The organism is Neglectibacter sp. X4, assembly GCF_009917365.1.
Lineage (GTDB): Bacteria > Bacillota > Clostridia > Oscillospirales > Acutalibacteraceae > Acutalibacter.
The window spans coordinates 1-658 of the sequence record NZ_QWLE01000264.1 but is presented as its reverse complement, the minus strand read 5'-3'; the positions used below and the strand labels follow the sequence as shown (position 1 = coordinate 658).

The following is a 658-nucleotide window of genomic DNA, read 5'->3' as shown; positions in this document are numbered from 1 at the left end:
AGTTCCACCTGTCTGGCAAGATATGCTGCCATATCTCTGTCCTTACCACCCAGTACCTGAGCCGCTTTAAAAATAGCTTCTGTTATTTTCTCTACATCAAAATTGACAGTTCTGCCGTCTCTCTTGACAATTTTCATGATGCTTTCCATTTCGCAATTTCTCCTTAATATCCACAATATCTAGTACTTTTTTCAATTTTTCCCAAAGTGATTATACTATTGTTACCACGGAAGGTCAACCTCTAAACAGCAATAATAAAAAAAAATACAAAGCAGTTAAAAAGCACATCATTCTCGATGTGCTCATTTCAATCAGTTCAACCTGCTACTTATTTATGAAGTTTCTCGTAGTACTCTGCTCTCAGCATGGACTTTAACTGAAGATTGATATATTTTCCATTTTTCTTACCGGCATTCCTCATGAGACCCTCGTTTTTAAATCCTACTTTCTCGTACAAAGAAGCGGCAATCTTATTTGCTTCAAAGTGGTCAATAGTGACCCTTTCCATATGCAGGTTGATAAAAGCATACTCCAAAATCAGGCGAAGTGCTTCTTCCCCATATCCCTTTCCGCGTTTAGACGGATCTGCAATATAAATTCTGGTGACATCCAGCGAGTCATCATGCGTGTCAATTCTGGAAAGATAAATTTTTCCGAT

2 protein-coding genes are annotated in these 658 nt (G+C 38.0%); both read right to left on the bottom strand.

Annotated features, from left to right (window positions below):
* Window positions 1-137 (bottom strand): ATP cone domain-containing protein (locus tag D1841_RS18040; protein WP_166554368.1); only part of this gene is annotated, 137 nt, incomplete at its 3' end.
* Window positions 138-328: 191 nt separating this feature from the next.
* Window positions 329-658, bottom strand: a 330-nt coding sequence (locus tag D1841_RS18035) for a GNAT family N-acetyltransferase (RefSeq protein WP_166554367.1), incomplete at its 5' end; no start/stop codon positions are given.